Annotated in this window: 11 protein-coding genes; 9 read left to right on the forward strand and 2 right to left on the reverse strand. The window is 54.5% G+C overall.

Annotated features, from left to right (window positions below; genetic code table 11):
- Positions 1-50: 50 nt before the first annotated feature.
- Entirely contained in the window at positions 51-2420 is a 2370-nt protein-coding gene (locus tag NSU18_RS21690) for a bifunctional diguanylate cyclase/phosphodiesterase (RefSeq protein ID WP_341150027.1), read from the reverse strand.
- 171 nt (positions 2421-2591) lie between these two features.
- Here NSU18_RS21690 and NSU18_RS21695 point away from each other — a divergent pair, with 171 nt between their 5' ends.
- From NSU18_RS21695 to NSU18_RS21710, 4 genes are read left to right on the forward strand one after another with little or no spacing between them, the layout of a single operon-like run.
- Positions 2592-3512, forward strand: coding sequence for a prenyltransferase (locus NSU18_RS21695; protein ID WP_341150028.1), 921 nt, complete (start codon positions 2592-2594; stop codon positions 3510-3512).
- 50 nt (positions 3513-3562) lie between these two features.
- Positions 3563-4336 (forward strand): DUF6081 family protein, encoded by a 774-nt coding sequence (locus NSU18_RS21700; protein WP_341150029.1) that lies wholly within the window; start codon positions 3563-3565, stop codon positions 4334-4336.
- A gap of 32 nt (positions 4337-4368) precedes the next feature.
- On the forward strand, positions 4369-5322 hold the full coding sequence (locus tag NSU18_RS21705; protein WP_341150030.1) for a 1,4-dihydroxy-2-naphthoate polyprenyltransferase: 954 nt from the start codon (positions 4369-4371) through the stop codon (positions 5320-5322).
- Positions 5323-5336: 14 nt separating this feature from the next.
- Positions 5337-6332, forward strand: coding sequence for a Gfo/Idh/MocA family protein (locus NSU18_RS21710; protein WP_341150031.1), 996 nt, complete (start codon positions 5337-5339; stop codon positions 6330-6332).
- Between the two features lie 94 nt (positions 6333-6426).
- On the opposite strand, the gene NSU18_RS21715 is transcribed toward NSU18_RS21710, so the two are convergent.
- Positions 6427-7797, reverse strand: coding sequence for a dicarboxylate/amino acid:cation symporter (locus NSU18_RS21715; RefSeq protein WP_341016042.1), 1371 nt, complete (start codon positions 7795-7797; stop codon positions 6427-6429).
- A gap of 332 nt (positions 7798-8129) precedes the next feature.
- Here NSU18_RS21715 and NSU18_RS21720 point away from each other — a divergent pair, with 332 nt between their 5' ends.
- From NSU18_RS21720 to NSU18_RS21740, 5 genes are all read left to right on the forward strand, one after another.
- On the forward strand, positions 8130-8894 hold the full coding sequence (locus NSU18_RS21720; RefSeq protein ID WP_341150032.1) for a hypothetical protein: 765 nt from the start codon (positions 8130-8132) through the stop codon (positions 8892-8894).
- A 73-nt stretch (positions 8895-8967) separates the two neighbouring features.
- Positions 8968-12708, forward strand: coding sequence for an S-layer homology domain-containing protein (locus tag NSU18_RS21725; RefSeq protein ID WP_341150033.1), 3741 nt, complete (start codon positions 8968-8970; stop codon positions 12706-12708).
- 194 nt (positions 12709-12902) lie between these two features.
- Positions 12903-13703 carry an ABC transporter ATP-binding protein gene (locus NSU18_RS21730; RefSeq protein ID WP_341016046.1) on the forward strand — a complete coding sequence of 267 codons (801 nt, stop codon included), beginning with the start codon at positions 12903-12905 and terminating at the stop codon, positions 13701-13703.
- Positions 13696-15360, forward strand: a complete 1665-nt coding sequence (locus NSU18_RS21735) for a hypothetical protein (protein WP_341016048.1) — start codon at positions 13696-13698, stop codon at positions 15358-15360. The genes NSU18_RS21730 and NSU18_RS21735 overlap by 8 nt, the downstream gene beginning before the upstream one ends.
- A gap of 225 nt (positions 15361-15585) precedes the next feature.
- Positions 15586-17595, forward strand: a complete 2010-nt coding sequence (locus tag NSU18_RS21740) for a putative bifunctional diguanylate cyclase/phosphodiesterase (protein ID WP_341016049.1) — start codon at positions 15586-15588, stop codon at positions 17593-17595.
- Positions 17596-17634: the final 39 nt, after the last annotated feature.

Here is a 17634-nt window from a genome sequence, read left to right on the forward strand (position 1 = left end):
GCCTGCCTATCATATCATATCGCCCGTAGCTTGCCTATAAAAGAAGTCTGTTACCGCCCGGTGTAATAATTACCTTGCTCCAGAAAAGAATACAGCGCCTGAGCCTGAAGCGGACGGCTGATATAGTAACCCTGAAGCTCGTCGCTGCCCAGCTCCCGCAGCATGTCGAATTGCTCTCTATGCTCGATGCCTTCAGAGACTACGCGCAGTCCCAGATTATGGCTCAGCTCGATAATCGCCTTGACGAGCACATCCCCTTGGGCCTCCCGTGACATCTCGGAGATGAAGGAGCGGTCAATCTTGATCACATCGACCGGGAAGCGGCGCAGATAGCTGAGGGAGGAGAAGCCGGTACCGAAATCATCCAGCGAGATCCGGAACCCGTGGGCCCGGAGCTGCTGCAGCGACAGGAAGATGCCGTCGCCGGAGACGAGCACGCTCTCCGTGATCTCCAGCTCCAGGCTGGAGGCCGGCAGCTCATATTCATCCAGCAGCTCCAAGAGCAGCTCCAGCAGGCCCGGCTGCATGAGCTGCAGCGCGGAGATGTTCACTGCGGCGGTGAGCTCAAGCCCCCGGCTGCGGAAATCGCGCATATCAGAGCACACCTGGCGCAGCACCCAGCTGCCGATGCCGACGATGGAGCCGCTGCTCTCCGCCAGCGGAATGAATTCGGCCGGTGAGATGTTGCCATAGCCCGGATTGTTCCAGCGCAGCAGGGCTTCCACCTTGGACACCTGTCCATGCCCCGTGCTGAGAATCGGCTGGTAGTGCAGCTCGAACTCGTTCCCGGCGGCAGCGGAGAGGAGCTGCTGGGCCAGCACTTTTTTGCGCCGGATGCCTGCTTCCAGATCCTCTGAATACTGAAAAATATTATTGCGGCCGGTCTCCTTGACATGGAACATGGCCAGATCCGCCTGTTTGACCAGATAATCGGCGTCTTCCCCGTTCTGCGGATAAATACTGATGCCGATGCTGGCGGTATTATATAGAAGATGTCCCTTGATCCGGTGCGGCATGGACAGGGCTTCCTGAATCCGGGAGAGCTGCCGGGCAATGCTGCCTTCATCAGGCACATCGTAGAGCAGAATGGTGAATTCATCCCCGCCGAGCCGGGAGACCACATCACGCTTGCCGACAACCTGTGTGATGCGGAACGCAGTCTCCTTCAGGATAGCATCGCCGAAATCATGGCCGAGGGTATCGTTCACCGTCTTGAAATGATCCAGATCAATGAAGACCAGCACGATCTGGCGGTCACTGCCCTTGACGGCGGCAATGGCTTCATTTAATTTGTCAAAAAACAGCGAGCGGTTGGGCAGCCGCGTCAGCGGGTCCAGCATCGATTGCTGCCGCAGCTCGTCCTGGGTCTGCTCCAGCGAATCAATCATCCGGTTGAATTCGACCTCAACCTCGCTGAATTCATCCTGCCCGGAGCTGGGAATCCGGATCGACAGATCCTTGCTGCTGCCGATTCTACGGATGTTGCGGACCAGAGAAGACATTCTTCTCAGAATGAACCGGTTCACGAAGAGGAGGCTTGCGCCCAGCATTAACATAATGGAGATGAAATAGAAGATACGGAAGGTGGAGAGTGACTTGAGCCCGCTGTTGTAGAACTGGCGGGGTTCCTTCAGGGTGAGGACCATTCCGGGATCACCGAACAGATCGTCTAGTACAGTATGGATGCACATCTGCCCGCCCCGGACAGGGCCGGTCCAGACGCGCTCGCCTCCGCTGTCTGCAAGCAGGGGGGTGGTGAGGCGCGACATCTCCACCGTGGACAGGGTATCCTCCCAGATCTGCGCGATCCCGTCCTGGTGCAGCATCCGTCCGGCAATGGCTGTTCCGATGACCGGCTTGCCCTTGGTGCTGTTAAGAATAGGGGTAAGGGTAATTAGCATAGTCCCCTTGTCCAGATTAACGAAGCCGCTCCTGCTCTCGCCGGGAGCCCCCGGCACAGGCAGACGGCTTCGAATCAGCTTCATTAGCGTTAGCTGCTCCTGGGTTAAAGGGGTGACTATTCCTGCCTGCAGATCATAAGAGCCGCCATATAGCGGTTGTCCGTCCAGATCAAGCAGGGCAATCATATCGAAAAGATTCATTGGATAAGCTGCCGGTTCAAGACTGCTGCGGATGAAGGCGGCAGCTGGACTGCGGGTGTCAGCAGAGCCGGTAGCCGCTGCGCTCTCCATGAACCGGTAGGTTTCATCACGGACGGCAACATCAAGGAGTCCTGTTCTAAGGTTCTCCAGCTCTTGATGATAAGCGGCGGTAGCCTTGCTCAGGTTGCGCTCCAGCTCTGCCTCATCCAGCTTCTCGAAGCGGTTCAGCAGAATCAGGTGAAGCATCAGATAGGTGGTGCCAATGCCGAGGATAGCGACAAAACTAATGAAGATGATTATTTTTTTGCGGAGTTTCATCTGATCCCCTTCATTATTTAAGATTTAATAGGAAATAAGTACCATCGATTATAGTGTACCACGATTAGGGAATATTTTGCAGCGTAAATCTGCCCGAAGTGTCGAATTTTGATGTATAATAATTTAATGATAATAATTATCAAATAATAATAAAAGGAGATTACTCTTGGCATGATGGAGAAGTGGACTCTATTTAAGAAAGCCTCACGGTTTGGAGTGATCCCTGTTATGCTCATACCGGTTGTCCTGGGAACGGCCGGGGCCTATGTATGGCAGGGAGTATTCCATCCGTTTTTATTTGTAATCACGTTCATTGGAGCGGCTGCTGCGCATTTATTCTCCAATATGGTAAATGACTTGTGGGATTTCCGCAACGGAACCGATACGGAGGCCCAGCATACTCCTGGAGCGATCTCCACGAACTCGGGGTTCCTGTCCGGGGGCGTCATGCGTGAGTCGTTGTTTGCCCTGCTGACCTGGGGGCTGCTGGCCGTTGCGGCTGGCTGCGGCCTGCTGCTCAGCCTGTACAGCGGCTGGGAGATTCTCTGGTTCGTGGCCGGAGGGGCACTGATCGCTTATTTCTATGTGGCGCCGCCGCTGCAGTTCGGATACCGTGGCAAGGGCTACAGCGAGCTTGCCATCTTCCTGTCCTTTGGACTCATGCCGGTGCTTGGCGCCTATTTCGTTCAGACCGGGGCGTTCAGCCTGAAGCCGGTGCTGCTGTCGCTGCCCAGCGGACTGCTCACCACCCTGCTGCTGTTCAATCATCACTTTCTGCACTGGAGAGCTGACAAGCAGGCCGGCAAGCTTACACTGGTCGTGGTATGGGGGGAACGCAGAGCGCTGATCTTCTCCCAGGTGCTGCTTTATATCTCTTACGCTTCGCTGATTGCGTGTGTGCTGCTTCATATTTTGCCGGTATATGCGCTGCTCGCTCTGCTGACAGCCATTGCCCCGATACGGATCTACCGCAGCCTCCTGCCGGAGAATCCGTCGGAAGCCTACCTGCCGCTTATGGGGGCTTCACAGCGCGCATCGGTACGCTGCGGGGCGGTCATGACGGTGGCGCTGCTGATCCAGAGTCTATTTTAACTAATATATATCATTGATAAGCTACTACACTACAGAAAGCGGGAGAATTCATGGACAAGCAGCTGCCAGCGAACGAAGGCAATCCTGCAACGCAGGGCAAGCAAACGGTAATCGGGGATTTCCATACCATTCTGGAGGAAGGAAAGGTCTGGCAAACGGGCGGCTTCAAGCTGCCGGACGGCTCGTTCTGGGCGTATCGTGAGCCGGAAGCGGTGGTGATCGTGCGTAATGATCATCTGTATGTGCGGGCTCAGCTGAGCCGCCGCCATGATCAGGTGCAAATTCTGGATAATGCCAAGCATATGTACTATTCGGCCCAGCCGGTAGAGATTCCGGAGGAAGGCGAAATCCGCTTCGAGCTCCAGATCCGCGCCCGCACGCAGGGGACTGCTCCGGGGGATCTGTATGACGGCTATGTGTCGCTGAATCTGCTGGACTTTACCACAGGCGCGGCACTTGATTTCTTTGCGGGCAATGATAAATATGCCAGTGTGTACGGCATCCTTCCGTTCCCCGGGGTGACCGTACCCGAGACGGGAGGCACCAAATACTTCTGTATTTTCAAGGAGGATACGGACTTCAAGCCGCGTGAATTCAACACGTACGCCATCACCTACCACCGGGGCAATAATGAGGCTGTCTTCTATGTGAATGGGAATGAAGTGCGGCGCGAGCGGAATGTGCCCGTGAAATTCAACAGCTTCACCATCGCTCTGGGCATTATGACGGAGAAGGACCTGACCCCGGAAGGCAGCGTGTCGGCACATGGCCAGACGGTTATCGCTGAATGGTCGCCGGTTACTATCACAACCACCGCACAGTAACGTGCTCATATGACTGATAAGGATGAATAGCCGTGAATCTAAGAACTTTCTTCAAGTTTGTCGAGCTGCCGACGAAGGTGGCCAGTATGCTTCCGCTGCTGCTGGGGACGCTGTATGCCCTGTACCGGTTTGAGGACTTCTATATCCTGCGCTTCATGCTGATGCTGGTGTCCCTCTTAAGCTTTGATATGGCGACAACAGCGATCAACAACTATTATGATTTCAAAAAGGCCGCCAAAACCCATGGCTACGGGTATGAGACACATAATCCGATTGTCCGCTTCAAGCTGAAGGAGTCTACGGTGGTGACGCTGATCGTCATTCTCCTTGTGCTGGCGGCAGGCGGGGGCATTGCCCTGGTATTCCAGACTGGACTGCTGGTATTCCTGCTTGGAGGACTCTCCTTCCTGATCGGCATCCTGTACTCCTTCGGACCGATCCCCATCTCGCGGATGCCGCTCGGTGAGCTGTTCTCCGGGCTGTTCATGGGGTTCGTCATTATTTTCATCTCGGCCTATATTCATTCGGACCAGGCGGTGGTCACGCTGCTGCTGAAGGGCGAATGGATCAGCCTGCATATTAATTTTCTTGAGGTGCTGTATCTGTTCTGGTTCTCCGTCCCGGCAATACTGGGGATTGCCGGAATTATGCTCGCGAACAATATCTGCGATATTGAGGATGACATTGAGAACCGCAGATACACGCTGCCGGTGTACATCGGACGGGAGAATGCGCTGCTGCTGTGGAGGCTGCTCTATTATGTGTCTTTTGCCGATCTGATTGTGCTGGTGCTGCTCGGGGTCCATCCGGTCCTGGTCCTGCTGCTCCTGCTGACCCTGATTCCGCTGCGCCGCAATATTGCACGCTTCTATCAGGAGCAGCATAAAGGCACGACCTTCATTCTGGCGGTGAAGAATTTCGTGCTGATGAGTGCGGCAAGAATCCTTGTGCTGGGTATAGCTGTTATATGGGTCACACTAAGATAAGGAAGGTGATAACTTTGGCAGAGAAGCTTCGCTGGGGAATCATGGGCTGTGCGCAGATCGCTACAGGCTCGGTCATGCCGGCTATCCAGGAGTCCGAGACCGGGGTGATCCGGGCGGTGGCCAGCCGGGGACTCACGAAGAGCAGCAGCGTAGCCGCCGAATTCGGCATTGAGCAGGCATACGGCAGCTATGAAGAGCTGCTTGCGGACCCGGAGGTGGATGCTGTCTATATTCCGCTTCCGAATCATCTGCACTGTGAGTGGGTGATCCGCGCGGCTGAAGCCGGTAAGCATATCCTATGCGAGAAGCCGATTGCGCTGAACAGCCGTGAGGCGGCCGAGATGGTCGGGGCCTGCCAGAAGGCGGGCATTCACTTGGCGGAGGCTTATATGTACCGGCATCATCCGCGCATCAATGAGCTGCAGGTGATTATTGCCAGCGGCGAGATCGGTGCAGTGCGTACCATCCGCGGCACGTTCACTTACAACGATGCTACGGATACCTCCAACATCCGCTTCAATGCTGCCTGGGGAGGCGGATCGCTCTATGATGTCGGCTGCTATCCGCTCACTGCGGCGCGGCTGCTGTTCGGTACAGAGCCGGAGGCTGTAACCGTGCACGCGCTGTTCTCGCCGGAGCATGACAATGTAGATATGGTTGCCTCCGGGCTGGTGGAGTTCCCCGGCGGGAAGAGCCTGATCTTCGACTGCGGGATGTGGGCGTACAACCGCCAGCTGCTGGAGGTGCTCGGTACGCAGGGGCGGATTGAGGTTCCGATGCCGTTCAATGCGAGATTCGATGATGCGGAGTTCTTCGTGTACGGCGGCGGTGAGCCCCGGCGTGTCGCAGCCGTCGGAGCCAACCCTTACGTCCAGCAGGCCGACCATTTCGCCAGGGCAGTCTTCAGCGGCAAGCCCTGGATTGCGGAAGAGGACCCGCTGCTGAATATGAGGTTAATCGAGAGCTGTCTGGAATCCGCCCGGAGGCGTGAGCGAATCCAATTAGGGTAATCATTTGAGTTCATTTTCATAAACAACGCCAAAAAGCAGCGATTCTTCCAGTTACGGAGGAATCGCTGCTTTTGTGGTGAGGAGAGGGTCCAGGTTAGATTGGGTTCAGAAGGAGCTCATCCTCGTCTTTGCCGCCACGGTTAAAGGCTTCACGGTCGAATTCACCCTCCGAATTGGCGACCAGCAGGGCTGTAACGGTCGTTCCGGTAGCATTCACTGCGGTGCGGCCCATATCGATAAGAGCCTCTACCCCGGCAACAATGGCTATACCTTCAAGCGGCAAGCCGAGTGCGGTCAATACCACAGTGGTGGAGATGACAGCCGGTCCGGGCACGCCTGCTACCCCGATGGAGGAGATGATGCTGACCAGCACCAGCGTAATATAGTCGGTTCCGGTAAGCTGAATTCCGTAGACCTGGGCGGTGAATACAGCTACAATGGCCGGCCATACGCCGCCGCAGCCATTGAAGTTGACGGACGCGCCCAGCGGAGCCACGAAGCTGGCAATGCGCGGTGAGACATGCAGCCGTTTGGTGATCACCTCCAGATTCACCGGCAAGGTGGCATAGCTGCTTCTGGTGGTGAAGGCCACGGTCAGCATCGGGTAGATTTTGCGGAAGAAGCGGATAGGGTTCACCTTGGCCACAAGCAGCACCAGCCCGCCGAAGACCAGAACAAAGTGCAGAATCAGTGCGGCGTAAGAGGTGAGTATGACACTGCCCAGCTCCTGTAAGGTATCCCAGCCGTAGCGTGCCGTGATTCCGGCAATCAATGCGAATACGCCGTAAGGCGTTAAGCGGATAACGAATTTTACGACCTGATGCAGCACGGTTGTCAAGGATTCGATAAGATCACGGACAGGCTTCACGGCCTCCGGCTTCTTGGAGCCGACCTTAATAATGGCCACAGCCAGGAAGATCGCAAAAATCAGCAGTGGTACCACCTTACCAGTAGCCGCTTCATTCACGGGGTTGGACGGGACAAGGTCGAGGATCACCTGTGAGAAGGTGGGGATTTCACGGGCGGTGAAGTCCTCGGGAACGGTCTGCTGGATGCCCTTGCCCGGGTTGAACAGCAGAGCCACGGACAGGCCGATGATGGAGGCGATTCCGGTGGTGCCGAGGAACCAGGCGAAGGTCTTGATGCCGATTTTGCGCAGGTATTCCAGGTTCGTTAAGGAAGAGATGCTGTTCAGCACCAGAATGAACACCAGTGGCACAACAAGCATCCGGATTAGACTGACATAGATGCTGCCGAACGTGCTGATGGCCTTAGTCTCCAATGTGAAATATTGAAAAAATATGCCCGCGATCAGTCCGATGCCCAGCCCTGCCAGCACACGGGTGCCGAAGCCGATTCTCTTGCGGGCCATGAAGAACAGGATGGCGAATACGATAATAGAAACCACGAAGCCATGCCAGTTCGTCTCGATGGCGGTTAATAGATTGTTGTCGATATTATTCATGCTGCGCTAAAGCCTCCTAAATAATAGTTTTTTGGTCGGAATTAATGGTTTTAAATGTATATGGTAATTTTATGAATGTCAATGTATAAATATGTTAATATTTATTAATTCCGATAAAACACATGTGATAAATAAATTCGTGATTGACAAGCGATACCAGGATGAATAATATGGAACTTATCTGCAAGCCGTTACGGGATCGACTGGACCGCCAGAGATTCAACAGAAGCGCATAATCATGCGTGCTGTTGAATCTCTTTTTGCGTTTTAAGGTCCTGTAACCGGCAATGCCAACTATCAGCCTAGGGCGAAATGAAAGGAATGATTCATCTATGAAAAAGCTTACGGTATCCGTTATTACCGCAGCGGTAGTCTTCTCGGCATTGACCTTTGCCGCAGTATCCGCCACTCGAAAAACAGCGGAGGCTGAGCCGGTTCAGGAGAAGGCCGCCGCTGCCGCAGCGGCCAGCCAGCCAACGGCGGCACCGGCGCAGACGAGTTCTCCCGCTGTAGCGGTGCAGGCTGAAGCACCCCCGGCTGAAGCGGCCCAGACTGCAGCGGTCCAGCCTGAGGCATCAGCAGCCCCGGCTGTAGCTGCCGCCGTGCAGGCTAAGGCCAGCGCAGCCCCAGCCTTGGCAGCCCCAGCCTTGGCGGCTCCAGCCGCAGCAGCTTCAGCAGCACCGAAGGCTACCTCCGCACCTGCCCTTCAAGCTCCCCAAGTGAAGGCTGCCGCCGCCAACCCGCAAGCTGCCGTTCCTTCAGCAGCTCCTGTTATTAGCACCCCTGCTCCTAAATCAGCCGTTGCAGCGGTTCCTACGGCCGCTCCGGCTGCTGTTACCGCCACGCAACAGCCTGTGATTGCCGCAGCGCCTGCTGTAACACAGGCCCCTGCTGCCACACAGGCTCCAGCCAAGGCCGTTACATTCTCGACAACCGAAGTGGTCAAAGCCAAAGCTACTGCAGCACCTGCTTCTGCGGCTAACACAGCTAATGCTGTACCGCAACAACCGGTTAGCGCTCCTGCGCCAGCACCGGCAGAAGCTGCTCCTGCAGAGGCTGCTCCGGCTCCGGCCGCTACAGAAGAGGTTTGCCCTTGACGGGCAAGCCTGCTTCAAATATAAGAATTTAGCTGTTACAGACCCTAACCCAATACAAGTCGAGGTGCACATAATGACAAAACTGCGTAAGCTCCAAAAAATAGTACCGCTGCTGCTGGCAGCCTCTCTATTCGTTCTCCCGGTTCACCAGGCAACAGCAGACCAGGCTGCCTTGCCGGAAGCAGAGGCCTTAGTTCAAGCAGCTTCCAAGAGCGGCGTAAGCCATTATAACTATTTCAACAATGTCTACAGCCATCTGAAGGATGAGAATCATGTGTTCAAGGCAGCAACGTATGAGGATATCGTCCATCTGTTTGAGAGTGAAGGAAGCTATGCGGTGCTGGTGGGCGGAGCATGGAGCGAGCATACCCAGGCGGAGATAGGTTTTATTAATGAGGCGGCCAAGCAGTATGGTGTATCCACTATCTATAATTTTGATACGAAGCTGGATGGTGACAGTCTGGATATTGCGGACAGCAACAATAAATATGCCTATAAATACGTGGACCTGGTTAATAAGTACTTGAAGAACCTCGACTTGTACGACAAAAGCATTCCCGAGCATAATGTCAGCTACGTCAACAAAGCAGGAGCTGTAATTACTGCGAACAAGCTGGAAGCGCCTTTTCTGTTCGTCTACAACAAGGATCATAAAGACAGCCAGGGCAATAGTGCTCCGATCGTCTCCTATCTGAACGAGAGCAGGTCCTGGAGTGATTTCCAGACGGGCGGAACACTTGACCCTGTTAAGGTGGCGGATTACAAAGCCCTGCTTGAGCCTGTATTCCGCTCAGCAACTTCCTTTAACACAATTGATGAGTCAGCTTATATTAAGGCGGCATTCAATAAGAACTATCTGGGGGAGAATCCGGGCAAGCCGGCAATCTTCACGGAAGGGGACGGCAGTCTTGTCTATGAGCATGTAACCTACCATCAGCTCAAGCAGATTTTGGCCAGTGACGGGAATTATGCGATTCTGTTCGGCGGGTCCTGGTGCCCGAATACGCAAGCTGTAATCAAATACATTAACGAGTATGCCAAGAAATATCAGGTGGACAAAATATATTTCTTCGATACCAAGCTGGATTCCGGGGTGAATGTTGCCGAGCCGGATAATAACAGCGGCGGTACCTATCCGGTCAATCCTCATGGCAATGAGGAGCTTCAGATCCGGGCGACAGGCCATCCCTACGCGAACCTGTATGTAGATCTGGTTAACACCTATCTGACCAACATCAAGACAGAGAACAATACGGCAGCGAAGCCTAACGTAATCAGCTATACTGACAGCAACGGCGTTAAGGTAAGCGGTGACCGGCTTCAGGTTCCGTATTTGTTCACTTATAGCAAAAGCAATACAGATGCCGCCGGGAACAGTGCTCCGATCCTGGGGCATGTGGAGCTGATGTACTCCTGGACGAACATTCAGCCGGGTTATGTGGATACCAGATATCCTTCTGTGTATCCAGTCGGCGTCCGGTATTCCAATACCGTAACGGCCTTGTCGGCTCTGTATTCGCGACTGGAGAGCGTGCCGGGCGGATTGACTGGAATAGCCCCGACTGCGGCCGCAGAGACTGACGGGCAGATTACAGGCACAGGCAACAGAACATTGGAGTATGCGAGGGAGGGGGAAGCTGCATTCACCCCTGTAGCAGGTGAAGCAATTACCGGACTCGCTCCGGGAACCTACGCAGTCCGCTATGCCTCCAAGCCGGGGTATCAGGGTCCGATTACATCCACCGGCGGTGCAGTTTCTATCCCTTACCCGGCAGGAGCTTCGGTGAAGGTAGTGGTGCCGGAATATACTCAGTCTCAAGCAGCACCTTCCGGATTAACGGGGGTAGCTCCCACTACAGAAGCTAATAATGACGGGCAAATCACAGGGACGGTGGCCGGACAGGAATATAAGCTGGCTGAAGGCGCTGAATACCTTAAGGTAGAAGGTTCGTTGATCACTGGACTGACCCCGGGGATCTATCTGGTGAGATATCCTGCCAGAGAAGGCTATAGCACCAGCCCGGCCACGGAGGTTGAGGTTCCTGCCTACGGGGAACAGGCAGCGCCGACCGGACTGGCAGGCATTGCACCGACCACTCCTGAGAATAAGGATGGACGCATAACAGGCACCACCACGCTACTAGAGTTCAAGCTCTCCACAGTCACAGATTATGTCTATGCGACGGAGGGTGAAATTACCGGACTTGTGCCGGGCGTATACAATGTAAGATTTGCAGCCAAAGAAGGCTATAAGGCGGGGCGACCAGCGGATGTAACTGTGCCGGCCTATGCGGCTGAGCAGGCAGCCCCAACGGGACTGGCCGGAATTGCTCCGACATCTGCAGAGAATAAGGATGGACGGATTACCGGTACCAACGCAGCGCAGGAATATAAGCTATCTACGGCTACGAGTTACGTGTATGCTGTGGGTCCAGAGATTACCGGTCTGATTCCGGGCACATATGACGTCCGATATTCAGCCAAAGAAGGCTACAAGGCGGGTGCCGCTGCCAGCGTCACTGTGCCTGAATATGTACCGGCTTCCGGCGGCAATCCACCTGCATCCCCCGGCGGTACATCGCCAGGATCAGCACCGGCTACGCCTGTCAACAGCGAGCCTGTTACGACAACAGAAGGGTCCACGGTGACGGTAAGTGCAGCCGCTTCGGCCACTACCGATGACACTACCGGAGTAACTACAGCGTCCCTTACAGCGGATACACTGTCTAGGCTTGTGGAGAGTCTCACAAAGGCTGAAGCAGCCGGTAAAAAAGCCATCCTGGAAATTAAGGTGGAGACAAAGACTGATACGCAGACCGCAGAGTTGATTTTGCCGAGAAGTGCATTCAATGCCTTAGCCTCGGGGACCAAGGCTGACATTAAAGTCAGCTATCTGAACGTGGGGACGATTACCCTTGATGCCCGGTCGGTAGCCAGCATCAGCAGCGCGGCAGACGGTGGAGATATCCATCTCCGGATCGCCAAGGTCTCGCTGAGCGAGGAGGGGCAGGCGGTACTCGGCAACCGGCCGGTCTATGACCTGTCCCTGACGGCAGGCGAGAGTGAGATCAAGGCGTTCGGCGGCGGCAAAGCCCATATCAGTGTGCCGTACACTCTGAAGGAAGCTGAGGATGCGAATGCTTTGGTGATCTACTATATTACGGAATCCGGTACCCTGGAGACGATACGCGGCGGCTACAACCAAGCGGCAGCCAGTGTGAATTTCGTGACTCCGCATTTCTCCCAGTACATCATCGGATATAACAAAGTGAGCTTTGCCGATGTGCCGGAGACGGCCTGGTTTAACAACGCGGTAAGCTTCCTGTCAGCGAGAGGAATTACTTCCGGGACAGATGACAATCAGTACAGCCCGGATGCCGCCGTAACCAGAGGCCAATTCATTGTTCTGCTGCTTAAGGCTTACGGAATAACGCCGGAGAGTGAAGACGCAGCGAACTTTAGCGATGCAGGAGCGGCCTATTACACCCCTTATCTGGCTGCTGCCAAGAAGCTGGGGATTGCTTCCGGCTCCGGCGATAACCAGTTCAGGCCGGACCGGCAGATTACACGGCAGGAGCTATTCACCTTGCTGTACCGCGCACTGAATACGCTGGGCGAGCTTCCCGGGCAGGCTGAAGGCGTAACACTTGCCGCTTACAGCGATGCACAACAAATTTCCGGGTACGCCCAAGAAGCTCTGCAGGCTCTTGCGGAACGCGGAGTGATTAAGGGTGAGGGCGGCAGATTACAACCGCTTGCGCTGTCCACTAGAGCACAGGCGGCCCAGGTTATTTACAATTTGCTGGCGCAATAGCAGCGCTTCCTCAGCAGCATAGCAAGTTTATTAAGAGTAGCCTAAGGGCTGCTCTTTTGCTGTTTGCGGGCCTATGCAGAAATCGGGCTGCGATAAATCACAGGAATCAAGTGCTAAAATTTGCTAGAATAGGGTTAATGGTACTTTCTGTTGCCGGAAGGAAAAGTATGCTTACCGAAGGGGGAGAGACGTCAATGGGCTTAACGGAAGAGCCGGTGATATCAATTGAGGGCTTGTGGATGAATTACAGTGACCGGATGGTGCTGCGGGGGATTGATCTGAAGGTATACCGCGGACAGATTATCGGATATATCGGGCCCAATGGGGCCGGTAAAAGCACGACAGTCAAGATTATGCTCGGGCTGGTGGAGGGATATAACGGAACGATACGGATTTTTGGCAGGGATATCTCGGACGGGGATACGGCTTACAAAAAAAGAATCGGTTACGTGCCTGAGGTGGCAGAGCTGTACGACAGCTTGACAGCGCGGGAATATCTGACCTTCACCGGTGAGCTGTATGGACTGAAGCAGGCGGATGCCGATGACAAGGCGCGGAGGTTAATAGGGCTGCTAGGCATGGAGAAGGCCTATGATATGCGGATTGCCTCTTACTCTAAGGGAATGAAGCAAAAGGTGCTGCTGATTGCCAGCATGCTGCATGACCCGGATGTTCTGTTTCTGGATGAGCCGCTCAGCGGGCTGGATGCCAACAGTGTCATGGTGGTCAAGGAGATCTTCGCCACGCTTGCCGCCAGGGGGAAGACGATCTTTTATTCCTCGCATATTATGGATGTGGTTGAGCGGATCAGCAGCCGGATCATCCTGCTGGACGGAGGCGATATTGTCGCGGACGGAACCTTCACGCAGCTGCGGGAGCAGAGCCGGGAGGGGTCGCTGGAGGAGATTTTCAATCAGCTGACCGGGTTCGATCAATACAGGGATATTGCAAGTGAGTTCGTGGCTGTGATTGGCGAGGGTGCGGCGTATGACTGAATTCCGGATTCTGAAGCTGCTTGACCGGGTACAGTGGATCTTCAAGGGCCTGGGAGCCGATTATGCGCTCATGCGCCGCATTCTTCAGGTCAAGCTGACCATGGACGGCAGACGGACGCCAACCCTGTTCTCCGGGTCGCAGAATTCCAAGCTGGAGATGGAGGGCTCGCCCTTTAGAGTCCAGTGGCTCTATCTGCTGCTGGGGCTGATGCTGATTGTGTTTGTTGCGCCTGGAGGCCATCATATCCTGACGATGAGTCTGTTGTTCAGTATGGTGATGTTTCTGATTACCACGACGCTGATTTCCGACTTCTCGACCGTGATGCTGGATTTACGCGACAAGAACATCCTTTTCTCCAAGCCGGTGGACCGCCGCACATTGAACATGGCCAAGAGCTTACATACTCTGATCTATCTAATGACCTTAACGCTGACCTTCACCGGTCCTTCGCTGCTGTTCTCTCTATTCCGGCATGGGCCGGGCTTCTTCTTCGTGTACGCAGCTGAGATTCTGCTGATGGACGGCTTCATTCTGGTGTTCACGGCGCTAATCTATCTGCTGATTCTGAGGTTCTTTGACGGGGAAAAGCTGAAGGATATTATCAACTACGTACAGATTATCCTGTCTGTGGCGGTAACTGTCGGTGCCCAGCTGGTTAGCCGGATGTTCAATCTATCGGCGCTGGGCCTGGATTTCACTCCCGCCTGGTGGCATTTTCTGCTGGCTCCGGTCTGGTTCGGGGCGCCGTTCGAGCTGCTGGGCGGCGGAACCGGAAGCCGGTCCGTGATTATTCTGACAGCGCTCTCTGTAGTGGTGCCTGCCGTAATGTTCGCCGCCTATACCCGGCTGATGCCGGTATTTGAACGCAGCCTTCAGAAGCTGGCTGAGCATGGCGCAGAGGGCCGGGATAGCGGGCGGCTTGCCCGGGTGCTGTCAGAGACCGTGTGCCGGAACAAAGCGGAGGCTATGTTCTTCCGCTTCACCTGGTCGATGATGAAGAATGAGCGCGAGTTCAAGCTCCGGGTCTATCCGACCATCGGCTTCTCGCTGATCTTTCCCTTTATCTTCATCTTCAATCAGGTGTGGAGCGGCGATCTGGCCGGGATCAGAAGCTCCAAGTCCTTTCTGTTTATCTATTACAGTGCGCTGCTGCTGATGACAGTCGTGCAGATGGTCCGTTACTCAGCCAGCTATAAGGGGGCATGGATCTATCAGGTAATTCCTTTGCCGGGCAAGGGGATGGTCTACCGGGGAATGCTGAAGGCAGCGGTCGTGAAGCTGCTGGTGCCCCTCTTTCTGCTGGAGGCGGCGGTGTTCATCGCTCTCTTAGGCTCCAGCATTATTGCAGACATGGCAGTGGTTCTGCTGGCTCTGCTGCTGTATGCTGTGATATGCTTCCTTACGTTCCCGAAGGCGCTCCCGTTCTCGGAGAAGTATGAGGCGGTGCAGCGGAAGGATTTCACCGGCAGTGCCTTTGTGCAGTTATTCATTCTGGGGGGGCTGGCCGGAGTGCACTATGTCTTCACCCTGATTCCTGCAGGAATATACATCTACATGGTAATTCTGGTAGCTGCAAATGCCTGGATCTGGCGCAAAGCCTTCCTGCCGGACACCTCCCGGGACAACGGATTTCCAACCCTCCGCGCAGGCGGCTGAGGACAAATATGGACAATTTTTGCCGGCGTTCAAAAAAGGGTCCAAGTTCCATTATTTACTTAGACAGCCCGGTGAATACAAGGTAAAATACAGCTAAAGTTAGTTTTCAGAGAATACCTGCAATCATTATATACTCTTCCATTTATCCGCTATTCGTATATTGATTTTTAACTTAAGATAGACGCTGAAACGACGCTGATACTATAACCAGTGAAGAGGTCAACTATGGATCAAATGGGAATCCACTATAATATCTGGATTGTTTTACTATCCTATGCGCTTGCTGCCGCCGCAGCGTATTCCGCGCTTAATCTGATTTCGCAGGTTTCCCATTCCGCGGGCCGGGTCAGACGTCTCTGGCTGCTCTCGGGTGCCTGTGTGCTTGGCGGCGGGATCTGGGCCATGCATTATATCGGCATTATGGCCAGCCGGCTGCCGTTCAAGGTCAGCTACCATCCGTTGATGGCTGCCTTGTCTCTGATCATTATTATGTCCTCCTGCTATGTAACCCTGCAGATAGTTACGGCTCCCCGCCAGAGAAGCTGGCGGCTTCTTGCGGGAGGCGGCATACTCGGCAGCGGTATATCGTTCATGCATTATGCCGGAATGTCCTCGATGGAGATGGAGGCCAAGATTCATTACAGGGCAATGGATCAGGCTGTATCGGTGCTGGTTGCCCTTGCTGCTTCCTACATAGGAATTCTAATGTTCCGCAGGTTCAAGGATCATACGGGCTATAGCCGCTGGAAGCTGTATTCGGCACTATTCATCGCTCTGGCAGTTACCGGTATGCATTATACGAGTCTGAGAGCAAGCGACCTGCATCATTACAGCTGGCAGGCGCCCTCCCCGATGCTGATGGAGACCGATGTAGTTCTGCTGACAGGGATTTCACTGGTTACCCTGTTCGTGCTGGCGATCTCCGGCGGGACTGTGTTTCTGGACAGGGATGTACTGGAGCGCATGGCCTATCATGACCCGCTCACCGAGCTGCCGAACCGGCATGGTCTGGAGCGCTACTTCAAGGATGATTTCTTCGGCGGGGTCTCGGGCGCCGTGTTTTTTGTTGACCTGGACCGCTTCAAATCGATTAATGATACGCTGGGGCATGATATTGGCGACTTGCTGCTGCGGGATGTCTCTGCCAGACTGACGTGCTGTGTGAGCGGGAAGGGGAAGGTGTTCCGGCTTGGCGGGGATGAATTCCTGATTGCTCTGCCGGACTGCACCGCCTTGGCGGCCGAGGAAGTGGCACAGCATATCCTCCAGGAGCTCAAGAAGTCTTACAGTATTGCAGGTAATGAATTGTACGTAACTGCGAGTGTGGGAATCAGCATGACTCCGGCGCACGGCACCGACCGTTCGGCGTTAATGAAGGCAGCCGATACGGCGCTCTATACCTCCAAGGATTCTGGCAAGAATAAATTCAGTGTGTTCGATCTGGAGATGAACCGTCATCAGGTCCGGAGGATGTCCCTTGAGAAGGATCTGCGCAAGGCGCTGGCCCGCTCGGAATTCATGGTAGTCTATCAGCCCAAATGGGATTCGCTGCTGAATGTTACCGTGGGGCTTGAAGCGCTGCTGCGCTGGAGACATCCGGAGCATGGCGTCATCTCTCCGGGAGAGTTCATTCCGATTGCTGAGGAGACCGGTCTGATTGTCCCTATTACCTACTGGATGCTGCATGAGGTGTGCGGACAGAATATGCTCTGGCATCAGGCGAAGGTTGCCAGTGTAGCGGTCTCGATTAATATGTCGGCGCGGATGTTTGAAGGCGGGAGCCTGTATGAGGTAGTGGAAGAGGCACTGTCGCGTTCTGGCCTTGCGCCGCATTTCCTGGAACTTGAGATTACCGAATCGATTGCGATGAACAATATGGAAGAGACGGTTGCCCAGCTCTCCAAGTTGCGGGATCTCGGTGTGCGCGTATCCCTGGATGATTTCGGAACCGGTTTCTCTTCGCTCGGCAATCTGGATGAGATTCCAGTGAACACTCTGAAGATTGATCAGGTCTTCATCCGTAAGAGCAAAATGCATTCCAAGAAAGCGATCATCAGCAACATCATTGCCATTGCCAGCAATCTGAACATGGAGGTTGTGGCCGAGGGCGTGGAGACTACGGAGCAGATTGAGCTGCTGCAATCATTGGGCTGCCGGGTAATGCAGGGCTTCTACTATGGGCGTCCGATGCCGGTTAATGAATTAGGCCAATGGTTCATTGAGAATACGGCATGACGGGCCGGTGGGCGACCTAAATGATACAAAGGCTGTCCT

Origin of the sequence: Paenibacillus sp. FSL H8-0048 (assembly GCF_038002825.1) — a bacterium.
Lineage (GTDB): Bacteria > Bacillota > Bacilli > Paenibacillales > Paenibacillaceae > Paenibacillus_AQ.

Excerpts from the sequence above, each read along its gene's own strand:
- NSU18_RS21700 (WP_341150029.1), top strand. The coding sequence starts at position 3,563 with ATGGACAAGCAGCTGCCAGCGAACGAAGGCAATCCTGCAACGCAGGGC.
- NSU18_RS21715 (WP_341016042.1), bottom strand. The coding sequence starts at position 7,797 with ATGAATAATATCGACAACAATCTATTAACCGCCATCGAGACGAACTGG.
- NSU18_RS21720 (WP_341150032.1), top strand. The coding sequence starts at position 8,130 with ATGAAAAAGCTTACGGTATCCGTTATTACCGCAGCGGTAGTCTTCTCG.
- NSU18_RS21695 (WP_341150028.1), top strand. The coding sequence starts at position 2,592 with ATGATGGAGAAGTGGACTCTATTTAAGAAAGCCTCACGGTTTGGAGTG.
- NSU18_RS21730 (WP_341016046.1), top strand. The coding sequence starts at position 12,903 with ATGGGCTTAACGGAAGAGCCGGTGATATCAATTGAGGGCTTGTGGATG.
- NSU18_RS21725 (WP_341150033.1), top strand. The coding sequence starts at position 8,968 with ATGACAAAACTGCGTAAGCTCCAAAAAATAGTACCGCTGCTGCTGGCA.
- NSU18_RS21740 (WP_341016049.1), top strand. The coding sequence starts at position 15,586 with ATGGATCAAATGGGAATCCACTATAATATCTGGATTGTTTTACTATCC.
- NSU18_RS21735 (WP_341016048.1), top strand. The coding sequence starts at position 13,696 with ATGACTGAATTCCGGATTCTGAAGCTGCTTGACCGGGTACAGTGGATC.
- NSU18_RS21690 (WP_341150027.1), bottom strand. The coding sequence starts at position 2,420 with ATGAAACTCCGCAAAAAAATAATCATCTTCATTAGTTTTGTCGCTATC.